General features: G+C 32.3%; 14 protein-coding genes. 3 read left to right on the top strand and 11 right to left on the bottom strand.

Features of this window, described 5'->3' with window-relative positions; translation table 11 throughout:
- Nucleotides 1-11 precede the first annotated feature (11 nt).
- From WJN01_RS09260 to WJN01_RS09220, 9 genes are all read right to left on the bottom strand, one after another.
- Nucleotides 12-920 (bottom strand): GNAT family N-acetyltransferase, encoded by a 909-nt coding sequence (locus tag WJN01_RS09260; protein WP_445196873.1) that lies wholly within the window; start codon nt 918-920, stop codon nt 12-14.
- A gap of 60 nt (nt 921-980) precedes the next feature.
- The gene (locus tag WJN01_RS09255) at nt 981-1,883 is read right to left on the bottom strand and encodes a GNAT family N-acetyltransferase (protein ID WP_445196872.1); all 903 of its coding nucleotides are present in this window, start codon (nt 1,881-1,883) and stop codon (nt 981-983) included.
- Nucleotide 1,884: 1 nt separating this feature from the next.
- A complete protein-coding gene (locus tag WJN01_RS09250) occupies nt 1,885-3,048 on the bottom strand; it encodes a GNAT family N-acetyltransferase (RefSeq protein WP_445196871.1) in 1,164 nt (387 codons plus the stop codon).
- Between the two features lie 44 nt (nt 3,049-3,092).
- Nucleotides 3,093-4,349 carry a GNAT family N-acetyltransferase gene (locus WJN01_RS09245; RefSeq protein ID WP_445196870.1) on the bottom strand — a complete coding sequence of 419 codons (1,257 nt, stop codon included), beginning with the start codon at nt 4,347-4,349 and terminating at the stop codon, nt 3,093-3,095.
- A 3-nt stretch (nt 4,350-4,352) separates the two neighbouring features.
- On the bottom strand, nt 4,353-5,396 hold the full coding sequence (locus WJN01_RS09240) for a peptidoglycan bridge formation glycyltransferase FemA/FemB family protein (RefSeq protein WP_445196869.1): 1,044 nt from the start codon (nt 5,394-5,396) through the stop codon (nt 4,353-4,355).
- Nucleotides 5,397-5,400: 4 nt separating this feature from the next.
- Nucleotides 5,401-6,063 carry an HAD family hydrolase gene (locus WJN01_RS09235; RefSeq protein WP_445196868.1) on the bottom strand — a complete coding sequence of 221 codons (663 nt, stop codon included), beginning with the start codon at nt 6,061-6,063 and terminating at the stop codon, nt 5,401-5,403.
- The gene (locus tag WJN01_RS09230; protein ID WP_445196867.1) at nt 6,047-7,015 is read right to left on the bottom strand and encodes an ATP-grasp domain-containing protein; all 969 of its coding nucleotides are present in this window, start codon (nt 7,013-7,015) and stop codon (nt 6,047-6,049) included. The genes WJN01_RS09235 and WJN01_RS09230 overlap by 17 nt, the downstream gene beginning before the upstream one ends.
- Nucleotides 7,016-7,132: 117 nt before the next feature.
- The gene (locus WJN01_RS09225; RefSeq protein ID WP_445197070.1) at nt 7,133-7,762 is read right to left on the bottom strand and encodes a sugar transferase; all 630 of its coding nucleotides are present in this window, start codon (nt 7,760-7,762) and stop codon (nt 7,133-7,135) included.
- Nucleotides 7,763-7,943: 181 nt separating this feature from the next.
- Nucleotides 7,944-9,080, bottom strand: a complete 1,137-nt coding sequence (locus WJN01_RS09220) for a glycosyltransferase family 4 protein (RefSeq protein WP_445196866.1) — start codon at nt 9,078-9,080, stop codon at nt 7,944-7,946.
- A 471-nt stretch (nt 9,081-9,551) separates the two neighbouring features.
- Here WJN01_RS09220 and WJN01_RS09215 point away from each other — a divergent pair, with 471 nt between their 5' ends.
- The 3 genes from WJN01_RS09215 to WJN01_RS09205 all read left to right on the top strand — a co-directional run bounded on the left by WJN01_RS09215 (nt 9,552) and on the right by WJN01_RS09205 (nt 16,493).
- Nucleotides 9,552-11,309, top strand: a complete 1,758-nt coding sequence (locus tag WJN01_RS09215) for a right-handed parallel beta-helix repeat-containing protein (RefSeq protein WP_445196865.1) — start codon at nt 9,552-9,554, stop codon at nt 11,307-11,309.
- Between the two features lie 102 nt (nt 11,310-11,411).
- On the top strand, nt 11,412-14,471 hold the full coding sequence (locus tag WJN01_RS09210) for a T9SS type A sorting domain-containing protein (protein ID WP_445196864.1): 3,060 nt from the start codon (nt 11,412-11,414) through the stop codon (nt 14,469-14,471).
- 153 nt (nt 14,472-14,624) lie between these two features.
- Nucleotides 14,625-16,493: a right-handed parallel beta-helix repeat-containing protein gene (locus WJN01_RS09205; RefSeq protein WP_445196863.1), complete on the top strand. Its 1,869-nt coding sequence runs from the start codon at nt 14,625-14,627 to the stop codon at nt 16,491-16,493.
- Nucleotides 16,494-16,551: 58 nt separating this feature from the next.
- Here the strand turns inward: WJN01_RS09205 and WJN01_RS09200 are convergent, their stop codons facing one another.
- On the bottom strand, nt 16,552-17,409 hold the full coding sequence (locus tag WJN01_RS09200) for a beta-1,6-N-acetylglucosaminyltransferase (protein ID WP_445196862.1): 858 nt from the start codon (nt 17,407-17,409) through the stop codon (nt 16,552-16,554).
- Nucleotides 17,406-18,419 carry a glycosyltransferase gene (locus WJN01_RS09195; RefSeq protein WP_445196861.1) on the bottom strand — a complete coding sequence of 338 codons (1,014 nt, stop codon included), beginning with the start codon at nt 18,417-18,419 and terminating at the stop codon, nt 17,406-17,408. Before WJN01_RS09195 ends, WJN01_RS09200 begins: the two co-directional genes overlap by 4 nt.
- Between the last annotated feature and the right edge of the window lie 2 nt (nt 18,420-18,421).

Genomic DNA, 18,421 nt, shown 5'->3' with positions numbered 1-18,421 from the left:
TTTAAAATGCGCTAGCCTTTTTTGTTCTTGAACAACCAATCACGTGTTGACTTAATTGCATTTTTTAAATGGATTTTACCAATTTCAAATTTAGCAACTACATAGGCCATTACAGATTTTTTTCGGTAAAAAACCAAATATTCCTTATCATAAAAGAAGTTGCACCATTTTCTTTTAAAAGGCGTTACACCAATGCCCAAATCAATTATTGGATATTTATTTTTTATGGCCCAATCCACCGTCATGTACTTGTCAATATCACCTAAGCCATATTTTTTAAAGTTTACATCAAACGAATGGGTTTCGCTAAATAAAATAGTTTTATTGATGTGCCTTTTAACGCTAATACTTATAGGCTTGTCATCAGCATAAACTACAAATAAAGATGATTTTTTTTCTCTGATGGATACTGCCAAATCTTGTGTGTTTTTGTCCCATTCCATCAAAAAAATATGTTCGTTTATTCTACCGCTAAAGCGCAGATTGATCATTTGATTTAAGTCGTTCAATAAGCTTTTGCATTTTTCGTCGCTAATGGCTCCATGATTATACTCGTATTTAACGGTATATGCGCTTTCTAGTTTTTTTATAGCCCGCTTTAATTTAACACGAAGTGATTTTTGGGTATAAGTTGTTAAATATTCTTCAACAGAATTACTATTTGAAACAACCATAGCGCTGCAAGACATGCCATAGTGTTTTACTCTTGTGAGTTTATACTGGTCTTCATCAATTAATTTTGGGGTAAGGAAACTTGGAAAAATACTGATATAACATACTTTTGGCAACTCATTTTTTTTAATGGTATTCGGATTTTCAAATGTTATTCCACCATATAAAACTTGACTTAGGCAACTAGGGATGATGCCCTTGCTGCATTTGTAAAAGTCCCAGATAAATTGATGTCTTTTGAGAATCATTTCAATTTGGTTTTTTGAGTGTTAGTTTCAATAGTCTTGCCCCATTCAAAAAATAAAATGTCACTTCTGTTTTTTTAATTTGTCCTTAAGTGACTTTAAGGTGTTTTTTATATGTATTTGTCCTATTTCATATTGAGCAATTAAATACGCCAAAACGGATTCTTTTTTATAATGTATAAGGTATTCCATTTCGTAAGTTGAATTGCACCAACTTCGTTTAAAGCTGGTTAGCCCAGCACCAAGGTCCACAAAGGGATAGTTGTTTCTTATGGCCCAATTTAAAAGCAAGTAATTGTCAATATGCCCCAGGCCAAACTCGATAAAATTTTCGTCAAAAGAATGTGTTTCACTAAATAGAATAGTGTTATGTATATGCCTATTTACTCCGATGCCAATTGGTTTTTCGTTGGCATAAACAACGAACATAGACGATTTTTTTTCTCGTATTGATGCCGCCAGATTTTTAATATTTTGTTCCCATTCCATCATGAAAACATGCTCCTTTATTCGACTTCGAAAACGTTGTGAAATCATAACGTGCAGCGCATTGGTTAACATGTTGCATTTTTCATCCGAAATGTCACCATAGTTATATTCATATTTTACAGAATATGCTTTTTCAAGCCTTTCCATACTACGCCTTAAATTGACTCTTAATTGCCTTTTTGTATAGGTTTTCAAATAAGCTTCAACCGAATCTGAACCAGATACTTTCATAGCTGATCCTGAAAAGCCATAATGATTTATTTTTTTTAAGTTGTAGTTTTTCTCATCAATAAATTCTGGTTCAAGAAAAGTAGGGAAGAGGCTTAAATAGAATACTTTGGGCAGCTTGTCTGCAGCATCTTCGTAATAGGGGTTGTCTATAACAACATCATTATAGCGCACATTTTTAAGGCAATTGGGAATGATGCCCTTGCTTTCTTTGTAAAAGTTCCAGATGAATTGATTTCTTTTTAGCATTTTAATTCTGAAAAACTAGCTTGTTACTATTTTTGGGGCTTTCAAAAACAAATGTTTTGTTTTCACTATTTAATTTGTAAATCTTAACATTGTCAATATGTTCGCTATGTGCGTACAAAAATTCATTTAATGGTTTTTGTAAAAATGAATATGCGCCATTTAAGCTTTCTACTTTGTTGGCCTTATTGTTTGAAAACTGTTGTATTTCATCCATTGTATAATTTTCATATCCATCGGTCCCAACAGGGTTATTGGATTTTAATTTTGAAATAAAACCTCTAACCATATCGCTTACGTTTTTAGAAATAAGATAGTTGATTAGATTGTACTTATTTCTTAAATAGTAAGCATACACTTTTGCAACTAAATTGTTTTTGTTTGAAATAACCAGTGTGTTAAAATCATATGCCCAATTGCTCCATTTCATTTTGTAATCAAAGTCACCGTAGCCCATATCAAATAGGGTGATTTTGTTTTCAAGGCACCATTCCAATTGCTTATAGATGTCTATGTTGCCCATGCTGAATTTATGATAATCTAAACTATATGATGAAATAGCACTATACATTACAGATCCTGCATGAAAGTTTAAAGAAATTTCTATTGGGTTTTCACCGCTATAAATAACAAATAAAGAGGCCTTTTTTTTGTTGATTAAGTTGAAACTAATCTTTTTATAATAGTCCCAGTTTTCAATAACCCGGTTGCGCCCCTTGCGTTCCTGAAAACGCTTCCTTATCATAGCTACAAGGTTGTCCATTAAAAAAGCATATTCATCTTGGTCAATTTCACCATAAAACATTTTGTAAGTGATGTTGAAGCAATGTTCTAATCTTTTTAGTGAACGGACAACATTTTTTTTGAAGTTTGTTCCAGAGGTTTCCTTTAAGTAAGTTTCAATATCTGAAATTGAAGCTGTGTTTATGGCATAACCTTTTTTTTGGAAGACTTTTTTAGCCTTTAGTGGTTCAATTAACTCGAATTCCAAGTAATCAGGAACCAATGTTTGTGCATTAACATTTGGTTTGGGTTTGCTTTTTACTGCAGATTTATAAATGCAGGTATTACCATCTTTTATGCTTAACCGCTCAAAAACATTTGAAATCTTTTCCTTTTCAAATAAGTTAGAGTAAAAATTATTTTTTATGCGAATGTTATGAAACATAAAGTATGTTTTTACATTTTAGAAGTTATTTTGAAAATGTCGATTTAACTTTCCGTTACTTCCAATACCTTGAATTGCTCGGTTCCCTTTAAAATGAACGTGTTTTTTACATCATTTTTAAGCTTATACAATTTAAGGTTTTTGATATGTAAATTGCTTAAATACAAAAAATCATAAACATGTCTTCTTAAATAGCTTAAACTATCATCAAGCTTAATTTCTTCCATGTTTTTTTCCAAACCATCCAAAGTTTCCAGTTCAATTTCTTTTACAACTTTTTCTTTAACTGCTTCTTTTTCGGGTTTCAAAAAACGCTTTAGTCTATTGATTTTTTGCGTTAACTCCCGATCTCTTAAATGTTGTTTGAATTTAAAAACCATCGCCATAGCTTTCGCAGCAATTACGCTAGTAATAGATTTTGGGTCATATAGAATATGATATTCAAAATGGTACTGTTCGTTTCCCCAACGCTCTTTATAATCATAGTAGCCTTTTGAAAAATCGAATGTTTTCATATTGTTTTCAAAGCACCATTTAAAAAGCTCCATCAAATGGACTTTACCTACATTGAATTTAAAATAATCAACATCAAACGAGGTCATGGCGAAAAAAAGAATATCCTTTGATAAATAATTTAGGGATATGGCAATAGGCTTTTTTCCGTCATAAATAACGTAAAGTGAAGCTTTTTTTTCAAGGATTAGTTTGTAGGCCGTGTCGTAATAAAAATTCCATTCTTCATCTTCCAAGTTGTTGTTGGCTTCAGATTTTTCATCAAAACGTCTTTTCAACATGGCGTGAAAAGCGTTAAATACAACATCGTATTCTTCTTTGCTTATTTGCCCAAAATAGTTTACGTATTTAACATCAAAACAGTTTTCTAAGTTCCTTTGGTAGCTTTTAAATTTATACCGGCTTTTTTTGCTAAATGTTTTTTGAAAGTAGTCATCAAAATTTTTATAAGCATCCAATTTAGCTATAAAACCCTTGTATTGCCTAATCTTTATTAACCTTAAAGATGTAGGCAAGTTTTCAATGGTAACATTAAAATACTCTGGAATATCGTAGATGAGCAATGTTTTTTTGCCATAATGTCTAGGGTCTTCAAAAGGATTTAACCGATATGACAACCCTTTGGTTAGATTCTTTCCGACGTTTGTATATATGGCGAGCTTTTTATGGCTTTTAAAGAACGAAACTCCATCAATGAAACCAAACCTATGTGTCTTCTCATTTTGAATAAAATGTCCAGACCATGATGTAACAAATGTTTCTGAAGTAAATGGATTCTCAGTTACCACAAATTAATATTTTATCTCATCCACAGACCTATATAAAGGAAAGAAATCTGAATCGGAAACGGCTCTTTTACTTTCTGCTAAATCTTGGTAAACGTCATTATTAACAATCCATTTCCATAAATTGAAATTTTTGAAATCTTTGGAAAATGATGATTTAAATCTAAATAAAGAATCGTCAGCTCTACCCCCTAGACCACCACCAAGATTAAAAAAGTCTAAATTTCGTTTTGTTGCCAAAATACGCATTTCATCAATTAGCAGTTTTGTCGGAGTTAAATATAAAAAATCATTTTTGGAGCCAGATAAATGATATTGAACTATATTATTTGTTATAACAAATAAACAACCAGATATCGTTGTTTTTGTTTCATTATCAGTGGCTAACAATATAATGGATTCGAAATCCTTTGATTTCATAATTTTTTCAAAATAGGCTTTACTAAAATAGTAAGAGATTTTAGCATTGACCCTGTCCATGTTTTCATAATATATATTGATGAATTCTTGAAGGTCATTTTCAGATGAGGCCTCTTTAATAGAACAATTTCTGCGAGATTTATTAATATGAGTTCTTAATCTGCTTTGGAAAGTTTTGCGCTGTTCCTTTAAAGGAAGCTTAATATTTATATTAACAACTTTACCATGATTGACTATATTGCCCATGCCAGACAATGCGGGGCATTGACTTTTAATGTATGGATTTAATCTGGAAAAAACGGATATAAAATTGTTGGACTCAAAATAGTCTGTTAAAAAATTCTTAAAAATTGTATTATCGAAATTTGATGTAACTCCTTTTGTAATTGGGCCAGGATAGCCATAAACGGAAGTGGCATCTTTGTAAGTTGTTCCATTTATCTTTCGAATAAGTAGGGGGATGGCTATGAGAACACCATTATTTTCATATTTGAGGAGAACAGGGAACTCGTCATCCAATTTTGCCAATTGATGATAGTCGTAAGTGTGGTAAAAATCAAAGAAATCACATCGTTTGATACAGGCATCCCACTCTTGTTTTGTATATATTTCGACTAAACTACTGCTCATAAAATTAATTGTTAATTAATAGAATTTCACTATAACTGTTTATAAAATATGAGGGAATATGCTTCTCGCTTGAAGAAAACTTAAAAAAGTTGTTATGGACGTTTAAACCATTATCTATAATTCCAATGGTTGTCCATTTTCGGATATTTGGGGTAATAAAATCCTTTTTATAATTGTCGCCAATATAGATGTAATCATGATTTGGGTAGCATGATTCCACAATTTTGTAATTGTTCTCGTTAGGCTTTTCCGTCCCAATTGTTTCAGAAACTACTAATAAGTCGAGGTATTTATCAATGCCTAAACTATTAAGTTTATTTTTTTGAGTTTTTTCTCTTCCATCTGTAATAATTGCTACTTTACCTCCCATCTGTTTTATTTTTTTTAAAAACGCAATGACATGACCGAAAGGTTTCAATTTTGGGACATGTTCTCTGTATTCATTTAGCAAACATTTTTTTTCAACCAGATAACGTTCAGACAAAAAACCAAATACATCCTTTTTATTTCGGTAAATTGATAACATATGCGCATATAAAAATTGCCAATTATCTTTTTCTAATTTGCATGCTATAGCTTTGTAAGCCGATTTCAAAAAATCAATTTCGTTGTACAAAGTGTCGTCAAGGTCGAACACAACCACTGTATTACTAATTTTTAAAATCATTTATCAATATTTCCTTATCAAATCGCAGCATTAATAAATTATTCTGCCAACAATCAAATCCATTTTCTATCTTTTTATCAAATAGGTATTCGTCCAATATCCACTTAACATAATTTGCTCCAGATAAATAGGTGAGGGGAAATCCACCACCAAACCTTGGATTAATTTCTATTCCAATAATACTGTTGTTGACTTTATTCTTAAATACTTGAACTGTTAAGCACCCAATGGCACCATCTATATGGGGCAAACGCTGCTTGAAAAATTCAATGATATCATTTTTTTCTGTAATGCCTTTACTCACCTCCCCATCTCTGGTTTCAATCCTTTTACGCGGAACGACACATTTTAAATCATTGTTTTTGTCATAGTACATGTCGCAGGTATACTCATCGTATAATTGGTGGTCCAGATACTCTAAAAACATTAGTTTTTTATTTTCTAAATGTCTAGAATTTATGTCTTCCTCACTTTTTATTATGAAAGTATCGATGCTTCGGCTTCCATCATATGGTTTTAAAAACAAAGGTAGTTTGTAGTTGTCGCGGCTGTATTCTTTTGCTACTTGAATGTTGTTTTTTATAAAAAAATCATGTATACTATACTTATCCCTACATTTTTTTACAAACGAGATTGATGATACAATTACATTGATTCCTTTTTCTAAAAACTTGTATTTGTTTTTAGAAAGTGTCATAAGCTCTGTATCAATGGTGGGTATAACAATTTTCACATTGTTTTCTAGGCAAATGTTTAACAAGGAAGAAATGTAATTTGAGTCATTTACTTTTGGAACGTCAAAAGATTGGTCGGAGGCATAACAGGCAGCGGACAATTTTGGTTCAAAATCCACTGTAAAAACTTTTGCTCCGCTAAAAACTTTTGCTAGCTCTTCTTTAAAAGCCATTACTAAAGATACTCTACGCCCTGCTGAGGTTATTAATACATTCATATTTCTTTTTTTGCTTTAAAATATAACAAGTTCAAATTACAATTTTTTAAAATACAGTTCAATTAAAAGATCGTTGTCTTTTACCGATAGTATTTGTAACACTGGTTTTATTGAGGGTTATGCATTTTGCTCTCTATATTTTTTTCTTAATTCATCCAAATAAGGTTGTACTTTTGTAGCATCAGTTGCAATATCTTTTGAAGCTAGAACCTTGTAAATGGTTTTTACCAATATCTTTAAATCGGTTTTAAAAGATATTTTCTGGACATATGCTATATCCAGTTTAAGCCTGGGTTCCCAATCTAAAAAATTTCTTCCATTAACTTGGGCTAGCCCGGTTATTCCTGGTTTTACTTGATGCCTCATACGCTCTTCATTAGTGTAATATGGAAGGTATCTAGGAAGTAGTGGTCTTGGGCCAATAATGGACATATCTCCTTTCAACACATTGAACAATTGTGGAATCTCATCAATTGAAGCTTTCCTGACAAATAACCCTACTTTTGTTAGCCTTTCTGAGTCTGAAAGTAGATTGCCATCGGCATCCGTCTTGTCGTTCATTGTCTTGAACTTAATGATATTAAAAATACGCTCGTTTCTGCCCGGTCTTTCTTGAATAAAAAATGGTTTGCCGCCATTTACAATAAACAAAAGTAACGTTGTTAAGATGATTACAGGGGATAGTATAATAATTGATATAAGCGCAATTGTAAAATCTATTAAAGGTTTTATAGTAGTTTTATATATCATTTCAATAGTTTAGGTTTGACGTTTTCATCAGTAATTTGGAGGGATGTATTTTTAACTGATGTTCAAATATAGAATTATCTTGAGACAAATAAACTTAGATAAATAGAAATACGTTGATGTTTACAATTTTCCCGTTAACTAGTTTTTTTTTTTTGAATTTTTCGCTGAAAAGATGCTATTAGAGTTTTTTATATTCCTCCAAAATAGCATTCCAAACCAGTTGTCTATTGTATCTTGATGTGACTAATTCTCTACATTGAATATTGCTGTAAGCAATCTTTTTCGTGTAAAAATCACTCATTTTATCATAAAGGGCGGACATGCTTTTTGCGGGTATTATAGTTCCGTTTTTCCCCTCTTGAATTATTTCATTACTTCCATTAATATTTGTTACAATACTTGGAAGTCCCATTGCTCCGGCCTGCAAGACTACATTTGGAAAGCCTTCTCTGTAACTTGGAAAAGTCAAAACATTTGAAATTGATAAATAAGGGCGAACATCATCAACCCATTCTGTGAAGACTATATTTTTATTTGTTTTTATCTCCAATATTGTTTCCTCCCTTAAAGGGTCTAATTCTTCTTCAAAATCACCAACCAGTAATAATTTAGTGTTTGAATAGATTCTGTTTAATCTAGAAAATGCCTCCACTAACTCATTTATTCCCTTGTCTCCAACAAGTCTTCCAATAAAAATAAAAACAATATCTTCCTCATCTATTTTCAGCTCTTTTTTGAGAGTTTTTTTTAAATTAATTTCAAATAAATTGGGATTAAAATGGTCTGGGTCAATGCCGTTTATATTTCCATTGGCGATAACTTTTAATGGTTTAGATGTAATCCTGTAATTTATAAGGTCATTTTTCACGCCATTTCCTTCTGGAAAAATTTTGGTGGCACAAAAGCATAAAACTTTATCCGTAAAAATCAATACTTTTTTAGATAAACCTGTTTTGGTTGGAAAGATAAGTCCTGTAAACGTGTGGATTCTATTTGGAACACGTGCAAAATATGCAGCAACCATAGATAATAAGCCAGCCTTTGGGGTTATAGAATGCACAATAAACGGTTTTTCTTTTCTGAAAAACTGATATAGTTTAAATAAGGATTTTAAATCTTTTATAGGGTTGATTCTTCTTGTTATTTCAATAGGTTCGATATATATGCCTTCTCGTTTTGATATGTTTTGGATATGGTTTCCAATCGGAGAAGAGGCCCCTTTAATTTCATAATATTTATTCAGAAACTCAAGCTGACCTTGAAGTAGGTTAAATGATGCCGGTACAGTAGTTGTTCTAATTATTTTTTTTTTCATATCGAATTAAGTTATCAACAAAAATCTAAATTAGAAGCAAAGATATAAATGTATTACATTAAATGATGTACAAATTTATTTACTTTTTAGTAATTTAAACAAGTGTTTTCTTATCTATTTTAATCAATAAATAAAGTTATAAACACTTTGTTAACAGTTAGTTAGATTGGTAAAGTGTTTGATTATATTTGCAATCGAAAAAAATAAAGCATCCAAATTAATTTTTTAAACGTAAATAGGGTAAAATTCTAAATTTTCACTTTTATAATCAAGAAATTGTTCTGTTTTTTTATCATCATTACAACTATGAAAAAGAAAAAATATTTAATAGACATAATAATTAAATTTATTGATTTAACCCACAAAAACATTTTAGCTAGGGCAAGCCAATATTCTTTTCCGATTAGAGAATCTATTCTTGTTTTCGTGTTTTTTTTAGTTATTTCTAATGGTGGTTTGAGGGCTTTAACAATGGCTGATTCAAAAGAAATCAATGAGAGCCGGAAAGAATCCTGTTATGATGTTCTGATAAGTAATCTGTATGATTTAATGGCTGTTCAGCCTGGAGACCGGGTATTGTTAAATAGTAACATAGACCTTGGTGGAGGAGCTTTTAGTTTACCTCCAGATGTCACAATTACTGGTGATAAGTGTAAAATTGTCAATGGCACAATTAATTTTTCCAGAAATACCATTATACCCGGAGGGTTGTTAAATAAAACCTTAAAGATAGAAGGTTCGGCCCCTATTTTAAGTAGCCAAATTTTTGAATTTGACCCAAAACGCTGGGGTATTGTTGAAGGTGTAGTTTCTGATGAGGTAGCTGAAAGGAATAAAGAAATTATCCAAAATTTTATCGATAGGGTAGTCGGCTATGGTGTTACTACCGTTGTAATTGATAAGATGGATTGTTATGTAGCTGTCGGCGGAAATTTTATTCTGGACGAGTATACGTTAGATAATGGCATTTCACTACCATCGAATTTTAAATTAGAAATGACCTCAAATACGTTTATACGGGTTCAGCCTAACAAATGGCCTAGATACAATGTAATTAATGTATTTAAAAAAGAAAATGTAGAAATAAAGGGTGGAAACATTATTGGAGATCGCTACACGCATGATTATTCCCCAATATCTGATGGATTTGGGCTAAGTAGAGATTCTCACGAATGGGGGTCTTTAGTCGTTGCCGCCGGTTCGCATAATGTTATTGTAGATGGCGTTACAATGAAAGACTCTTCGGGTGATGGTTTTATTTTTGCTTCTGGAACACATAGACAATATAATCCACCAGTATTTTGCAAGAATGTAACTGTAAGGAATTGCGTTATTGATAATTCTAGGCGAAATAACATTACTATTGGTGACGGAGAGTATTTGTATATCGAAAATTGCACGATTACCAATGCGGGTGGAGGCGAAAATATATTGGATGAAAATGGAAAAATAAAAACCTATACTTCGGCTGGTGTGGCACCACAGTTAGGTATAGATATGGAAGCTCATCGAGAAGTCGTGAATGGTGAGTATGTGAGTTATCAAATTATTGAACATGTTTTTGTTAGAGGGAATACATTGAGGGGAAATTATACGGGGGATATTGTGCTTTTTACGGCTAATGATGTCTTAGTTGAAAACAATGATTGCGATAACTTGATTGGAGGCTCTTTATTTTGGAATACAACAATTCGAAACAATATTCTAAAGCAAAGACCAACGGGTGTAAAAACGTCTATAGGCATTCTAAATAATGGAATTTCTGGTGTAACCAGAGTTCACAATAATAAAATAATTGGAAATCAAATTTCTGGTTTTGATACAGGTATAAGTACATTAGGTCAATATATTGAAATAAAAGATAACACAATTCGAGACTTTAAGGAGGCTGTTTACATCAGGGAATTATACGATAGTGAAATTAGTAACAACGATTACCAAAGTGATAGGGCAATTAGCTATGGTTACCTGTCGTTCAGTGGTTCCACAAGTAATGTTTTGATTATAAACGATAAAATAAATGTTCAACATCGTCCTTTATATTTGTTCAACTTCAATAAAAAATCTGCTGATGATAGTTTAACCATTGATGGTTGTGAATTTACATCTCCCAAAGAGCTTTATTTGGATCTTACCAATAATGTAACTATTAGGAATAATGTGCTTACTGTAAATAAACAAATAAAACAGGTTAATTGTGTTAATATAGTCGTTGAGAACAATATTTAACCCTGCTTTTATTTTGAACTTTTATAATAAGGTTATTGGATTTTAATAAATAGCATTCACAAATTACTTTAGCAATTTTACTTTTCTCAAATCAATTATATAATGAAAATCTTTTTAAATAAAATAAGCAACAAAAAAACAGAATTGCGTTATTGTAACTTTCTGTTGTCATTTCTAATAAGTGGTTTTCTCTTTTCTCAACAAATCTACGTGCCAGATAATAATTTTGAACAGGCACTCATCGACTTAGGGTATGACAATGTACTGGATGATTATGTGTCTACCAATAATATTGGTGGGATTACAAGTTTGAATTTATATAATAAAGGTATTTCTGATTTAACGGGTATAGAAGGATTTATTAATTTATTGAATTTGAACTGTTCCTTTAATAATTTGGAAGTTCTTGATTTGAGTAAGAATTCAGCGTTAAAAGTTTTATCTTGTGCATTTAACCAATTAAAAGGTATTGATTTAAGTGATAATAATAGGCTAACATCTATAGATTGTGGTTTTAATTATGTGACTAGTCTGGATTTATCCAATAATATGGATTTGACAGTTTTATATGTTGACTACAATAATTTAAATAGTTTAAATATAAAAAACGGCAATAATTCAAACATTGTGAACTTTAGTGCCATTAGTAACCCAGGTCTTACTTGTGTTCAGGTTGACAATATACAGTATAGTCAATCGAATTGGAATAAAATAGACGCAGGGACCAGTTTTAGTTCAAACTGCGATGGAGTTCCAGTGGAAATCGAACTTACCTATGTGCCCGACGATAACTTTGAACAGGCTTTAATAGATCTAGGGTACGATGATGTGTTGGATGATTATGTTGCAACCAGCAACATTAGTGCTGCTACAAGTTTAAACCTTTACAACAAAGGGATTACGGACTTAACTGGGATAGAGGGCTTTACGTCTTTAACAACCTTAAACTGTGTTTACAACAGGCTAACGAGCTTAGATTTAAGTAATAACCTGTCGCTTCAAGTACTTTCTTGTTACTTGAACAACTTGACCAGTTTAGATTTAAGCAATAATGTGGCGCTGACTACAATAAGTTGCGCAAACAATAATCTTGAGAGCTTAAACGTTAAAAACGGCAACAATCTGAAAATAACGAACTTTCGAGTTGTGAACAACCCCAATCTCACCTGTATAGAGGTTGACAACGCTCTTTACAGTGAAAGCAATTGGACCAACAAAGATGTACAAACTGGTTTCAGCGAAGATTGCAGTGCCCCAGTACCTGTGGCTCAAACCTATGTGCCTGACGACAATTTTGAACAGGCGCTTATAGACTTAGGGTATGATGATGTACTGGATGATTATGTGGCAACAAATGATTTAACTGGCATTACAACTTTAGATGTATCTAACAGGGGTATTTCTGATTTGACAGGTATAGAGGATTTTATAGGTTTGGAGAGTTTAAATTGTAGTACTAACAGATTGAACAACTTGGATGTAAGCAATAACACAAAACTTAATTATTTATATTGTCTTGATAACAATATTGCTAGTTTGGATTTAAGCAATAATTTGGTGCTTCAAGAGCTTTCTTGTAATTTAAACACCTTGAACAGCTTAGATTTAAGTAATAATCAGTTACTTCAGGTGCTTTCTTGTAATTTGAACAACTTAACATCTTTGGATTTAAGTAATAATGTGGCGCTTACCTCAATAAGCTGTACTTACAACTATCTTGAGAGCTTGAACGTTAAGAACGGTAATAACCTCGAAATAACGAACTTTCGAGTTGGCAATAACCCCAATTTGACCTGTATTGAAGTTGACAACGCTCTTTATAGTGAAAGCAACTGGACCAACAAAGATGCGCAGGCTGGTTTCAGCGAAGATTGTAGCGCCCCAGCACCTATAGCACAGACCTATGTGCCCGACGATAACTTTGAACAGGCTTTAATAGATCTAGGGTACGATGATGTGTTGGATGATTATGTTGCAACCAGCAACATTAGTGCTGCTACAAGTTTAAACCTTTACAACAAAGGGATTACGGACTTAACGGGGATAGAGGGCTTTACGTCTTTAACAACCTTAAACTGTGTTTACAACAGGCTAACGAGCTTAGATTTAAGTAATAACCTGTCGCTTCAAGTACTTTCTTGTTACTTGAACAACTTGACCAGTTTAGATTTAAGCAATAATGTAGCGCTGACTACAATAAGCTGCTCAAACAACAATCTTGAGAGCTTAACCGTTAAAAACGGCAACAATCTGAAAATAACGAACTTTCGAGTTGCGAACAACCCCAATTTGACCTGTATTGAAGTTGACAACGCTCTTTACAGTGAAAGCAATTGGACCAACAAAGATGTACAAACTGGTTTCAGCGAAGATTGCAGTGCCCCAGTACCTGTGGCTCAAACCTATGTGCCCGACGATAACTTTGAACAGGCTTTAATAGATCTAGGGTACGATGATGTGTTGGATGATTATGTTGCAACCAGCAACATTAGTGCTGCTACAAGTTTAAACCTTTACAACAAAGGGATTACGGACTTAACTGGGATAGAGGGCTTTACGTCTTTAACAACCTTAAACTGTGTTTACAACAGGCTAACAAGCTTAGATTTAAGTAATAACCTGTCGCTTCAAGTACTTTCTTGTTACTTGAACAACTTGACCAGTTTAGATTTAAGCAATAATGTGGCGCTGACTACAATAAGCTGCTCAAACAACAATCTTGAGAGCTTAAACGTTAAAAACGGCAACAATCTGAAAATAACGAACTTTCGAGTTGCGAACAACCCTAATCTCACCTGTATTGAAGTTGATAACGCTCTTTACAGTGAAATCAACTGGACTAACAAAGACGCACAAACTGGTTTCAGTGAAAATTGTGATTTAGTTCAAAACAGGGTTGCCACATCAAAAGCTATATTAGGCGTTAAACAAACAGATAAAACAGGTTATCGTATTTTTCCTAATCCTGTAAGAAATATTTTGAATATAATTTTAAATGATGATACGGTTTTAACTCAAGTCAATTTTTACGATATGACAGGTAAACTTTTATTTAGTTCAAATCAAAAATTAATTGATGTTAGTCAAATGTTAAAGGGCTTTTATCTCTTGGAAGTTAAAACCAATCTAGGGGTTAACATCGAAAAGATTATCGTTAAATAATGTCATTTTAACGAAAAAAAACGCACTTAATCGATAATATTTTTTTAATTCAATGTTTTTAGTCGAAAAAAACAAAATAGCAATGATTCCTCCGTCGTAATTATTTAATATTGCCCCAACAATAAATACCCCAAAAAACTTAAACTTATGAAAATGAACTTAAAACCTACCATCATTATCCTAATGGGCACGATAGGGTTGTTAATGTCGTGCAACAACGAGGAACTTTTTGAGACAGAGTTAATAACCGAAATTATTGAAGAGCCATCTGAAACAAATGAAGTCGATAATATTAATGAGGATGAAGATGTAGATGCCTCATTGCCTTGTGATTTTGATTTGAGTTTTTTGAAGTCAGGCGATACGGTTAGTATAAACTGTATTTTGGATTTAGGAGGCTCTACGGTTAATCTGCCTTCTGACGTAACAATTCTGTACGAAGGTGGAGATATCATCAATGGAACCCTTAATTTTTCAGAAAACACGACAATTGATGGTCAACTGTTGAATCTAACACTAACCACTACGGGAACCAGCCCTATATTAAGAGATCCTGTTTTTCATTTTGACCCAAATCGATGGGGTATTATAGAAGGCAATGTATCTGATGAAGTAGCAAGACGGAATAAGGAAATTATTCAAGATATAATAGATTTTGCGTCATCGATAGGTGTCAATACAATAACTATCGATAAAATGGATTGTTACGTTGGTGTTGGAGGCAACTTTAGTTTGGATGACCAAACATTCAAAGATGGTATTTCACTTCCATCAAATTTTAATCTTAGAATGAGTTCAAGTACTTACCTTAGGGTACAACCAAATAGTTGGCCGAAATATAATGTCTTGAATGCATTCAAACAGAAAAATGTAACTATTACTGGTGGAAATATAATAGGTGATAGATATGAGCATAATTATGTACCAATAAATGATGAATTTGGCATAAATAGAGATTCACATGAATATGGATCTTTAATATCAATTGCTGGGTCCCATGATGTTGTCGTTGACGGTGTTACTATGAGAAATTCTATAGCCGACGCTTTTGTTTTTGCTTCAGGTACTCATAGGCAGTATACGCCAGCAATCTATTGTAAAAATGTTACCTTAAGAAATTGCACTCTTGATGGTTCTAGACGAAATAATATCACGGTCGGCGACGGAGAATATCTTTACATTGAGAACAATACTATTTTAAATGCAGGTGGAGGTGAAAATATTTTAGATGAAAATGGTAAAATAAAAACATATACCTCTGCTGGTGTGGCCCCTCAGTTTGGTATTGACATGGAGGCACATAGAGAGATGGAAAATGGTGTATATGTAGATTATCAAATAGTAGAAAATGTTTTTGTTAGGGGTAATACTTTTAGGGGTAATTATGCCGGAGATATTGTGCTTTTTACAGCAAATGACATATTAATTGAAAATAACGATTGCGATAACTTAATTGGCGGATTATTGTTTTGGAATACGACAATCAGAAATAATACCATCACTCAAAGATCAACAGGGGTAAAAACTCCGATAGGCATTTTATACAACGGTATTGAAGATGTAAAAAGAGTTCATAATAACAAAATTATTGGTAATGAAATTACAGGATTTGATACTGGCATAAGTATATTGGGGCAAAACATTGAAGTTAAAGATAACATAGTTCGTGATTTTAAAGAGGGCTTTTATTTAAGAGAACTATATGACAGCGAAATCAGTAATAATGATTTGCAGAGTGATCGTACAATAAGTCATGGGTATCTTTCATTTGGAGGATTAACAAGTAATGTGATTATAAGAAACGATAACATAAATGTTAAACATCGACCAGTTTACTTCTATGGCTTTAATGAAAAAACCACTAATGATAATTTGACTATTGAAAGTTCTATTTTCATTTCTCCAAAAGAGTTGTATTTAGAAAACGCAAAAAATGTAACAATACGTAACAATCAGTTAGCCGTTAACAAAGAAATTAGGCAGGTAAATTGTGAAAATATAGTAACCGAGAATAACAATTAAAAAATTAAAAATATTATAAGATAAAAAAAACTGCTTAAAATAGCAGTTTTTTTTTATCTTATAATGAAGTCAAGCCTAATATTTTGAACAATAATTCTTTGTCTTTTTTAATGTTAATTTTTCGAGCGAATAAGGCGTCGCTCTCTAGTAAGTTATCATAATCCGTTAAATCCAAAGTTCTTGGGTAGTCTGGGCCTTTACTCCAATCAATATACCTTAAATCATGATTAACAATTTTTTCCTTTAGAGGAGAATTCATTAAAATGCTCTGAGCCCATAACTCATCAGTAGCTCTTGAGTATTTTAGTCTTTTAAAAAAGGTTGGGTTTTTTTCGATAAAATTAAATATGTAAGTAACGCTCTCCCTAGTCAGGTTAATCCAGTTTGATCCGGCGTAATATTTAAGGGGAAATCTTTTGTTTTTTATGAAAAACAAACGCTGTAGATATAAGGTAAATCTAGCAAGTGCCTTGACAAATTTTCTAGATTTTATTTTCATAAACCAATAGCGGTCTAGTCTATCAAAACCATGGTTAAATCCCCATGTTGAAATGGGTAGTGGATTGGCGTACATAAAAATACTGCTTTTGTTTTTATTAAAAAAGTTTTTAATAAAAGTGTTGGTTTTAATTGGGAAGTCATCTCCGCTAATATAAAGGTAATTATCATAATCTTTTTTAAGATATGCATTTTTTAAAATTGTATACATGCTCAAGACCTGACTAAAATCACCCCAATATACTTCAATGTCTTTATGGTAAAAGATGTTTTGGCCTACAGGCAAAGCATTGATTTGAAGGTCTGATTTTTTGTCTATCTGGACATATAGATCAAAATCGGTTTTTAAGTGATTAATGAGTATGCTGAGTTGCTCGGGGTTGTGGTGAGCTAGTATAATGATGGCAATTTTGTTCATTTTCTTGTATTTAATTTACAAAAGAGCTTACAGGATAAACGAAATAGGGCTTTGTTATTTGCATAAGACATAAAAAGTGCTTTTGATGAATCCAGTGGTTTGTGTTTAGTAGGGTAGAGGTTTGAATCCTCTAACTTATTTAAAATATCCTCGCAGATATTGAAGTCCGTTGTTTCTTTCAAAACCCGTTTTAGCATCGTAGCCACTAATGATGAAACCCTTCTTTTTAATACAATGTAAGCCTTTGAGTTTTCAGGCACCTCGGTTAACGCGAAATTGTTGATAGAACTTAGAACAGTAAAAATATCATAAATCATTTTTTTCGATTTGTTAAAATTTTTGGTTCTAGTAATAGAGCCCTCCCTTTGTAGAAAATGAGCGCCCACCATATCGGTAGCCATAATCCTTTCACATTTATATACGGCTCGTGTGTTAAATTCTATGTCTTCAATATAAACCCTGGGCATAAACCTAAGCTTATGGGTATTTAAAAAATTTAAACTATAAACTTTGTTACAGGCTGAGCCCATGTAAGAAATATTTTCGATATAGCTTTTTCCATTTAAAACCTTACCATTAGAAGAGGCAGTTTGGGTAAAAGTTATTTGTCCTGTTTCGGTAATACCTGAGGCTCCAAACTCTAAAATGTCAAGCTGATTCTTTTGAGATGTTTCAACAAGGCTTTTAATTGTACTAGGTAATAGAATATCATCTGAATCAACAAAAATAATATAATCTCCGTTAGCTACCTTTAAACCTGAATTGCGAGCTCCACTTAGTCCTTGATTTTCTTGGGAAATTATTTTTAAATTCACATTGTCGTTGTAAACTTCTTTTAATCCTTGGAGTTTTGCTAAACTATTATCTGTTGAACCATCATTAACTGCTATAATTTCATAATCGCTTTTGTTTAAGTCTTGATCAATAAGACTAAGGATGCATTTTTCTAAGTAATGTTCTACATTATAAACCGGAACAATTATGCTTAAAGAAATATTATGTGTGGCCATGG

Source organism: Tamlana sedimenti (assembly GCF_038148895.1).
In the GTDB taxonomy this organism is placed as follows: Bacteria; Bacteroidota; Bacteroidia; order Flavobacteriales; family Flavobacteriaceae; genus Tamlana.
The sequence above is the reverse complement of the archived record's forward strand: the minus strand, read 5'-3'. Positions and strand labels throughout refer to the sequence as shown.

Bases quoted from the DNA above. Each gene is read 5' to 3' on its own strand.
- WJN01_RS09260 (WP_445196873.1), bottom strand. From the start codon at position 920: ATGATTCTCAAAAGACATCAATTTATCTGGGACTTTTACAAATGCAGC.
- WJN01_RS09255 (WP_445196872.1), bottom strand. From the start codon at position 1,883: ATGCTAAAAAGAAATCAATTCATCTGGAACTTTTACAAAGAAAGCAAG.
- WJN01_RS09250 (WP_445196871.1), bottom strand. From the start codon at position 3,048: ATGTTTCATAACATTCGCATAAAAAATAATTTTTACTCTAACTTATTT.
- WJN01_RS09240 (WP_445196869.1), bottom strand. From the start codon at position 5,396: ATGAGCAGTAGTTTAGTCGAAATATATACAAAACAAGAGTGGGATGCC.
- WJN01_RS09235 (WP_445196868.1), bottom strand. From the start codon at position 6,063: ATGATTTTAAAAATTAGTAATACAGTGGTTGTGTTCGACCTTGACGAC.
- WJN01_RS09230 (WP_445196867.1), bottom strand. From the start codon at position 7,015: ATGAATGTATTAATAACCTCAGCAGGGCGTAGAGTATCTTTAGTAATG.
- WJN01_RS09220 (WP_445196866.1), bottom strand. From the start codon at position 9,080: ATGAAAAAAAAAATAATTAGAACAACTACTGTACCGGCATCATTTAAC.
- WJN01_RS09215 (WP_445196865.1), top strand. From the start codon at position 9,552: ATGGCTGATTCAAAAGAAATCAATGAGAGCCGGAAAGAATCCTGTTAT.
- WJN01_RS09210 (WP_445196864.1), top strand. From the start codon at position 11,412: ATGAAAATCTTTTTAAATAAAATAAGCAACAAAAAAACAGAATTGCGT.
- WJN01_RS09205 (WP_445196863.1), top strand. From the start codon at position 14,625: ATGAACTTAAAACCTACCATCATTATCCTAATGGGCACGATAGGGTTG.
- WJN01_RS09200 (WP_445196862.1), bottom strand. From the start codon at position 17,409: ATGAACAAAATTGCCATCATTATACTAGCTCACCACAACCCCGAGCAA.
- WJN01_RS09195 (WP_445196861.1), bottom strand. From the start codon at position 18,419: ATGGCCACACATAATATTTCTTTAAGCATAATTGTTCCGGTTTATAAT.